Below are 286 nucleotides of genomic sequence, written 5' to 3'. Positions count from 1 at the left end.
ATCTGCAGGCGGTTGTCGGGTAGCAGCCGGTAGTAGAAGCGCAATGTCCTGGTATCCGTCAAAACCAGCTTTGTCTTGAATCCGGTGGCTTCCAGTTCAGCGGCAGTCAGCGGCCGCGTGACGATCGAGTTCGACAGGATCGGCATGCATCGTCCTCGCAGCAGCGGCGTCAGTCCTGGCGCGGTGTAGGCTCCGGTGGCGATACCGACCGCCCGCGACGTCACCGTTCCACCAGGCGTGCGCAGATGAAACACACCACCGCGTTTTTCGATCTCGGTCACCGGGC

The 286-nt window shown here is 62.2% G+C and carries 1 protein-coding gene; it reads right to left on the bottom strand.

Features of this window, described 5'->3' with window-relative positions:
* On the bottom strand, positions 1-286 hold a 286-nt coding region (locus tag RMT89_RS42335; protein WP_315889082.1), incomplete at both ends, for an FAD-dependent oxidoreductase.

The sequence above is a fragment of the Streptomyces sp. P17 genome (genome assembly GCF_032436805.1).
GTDB lineage: Bacteria > Actinomycetota > Actinomycetes > Streptomycetales > Streptomycetaceae > Streptomyces.
Note: the sequence above shows the minus strand (reverse complement) of the source record. Positions and strands in the feature narration are given on the sequence as shown.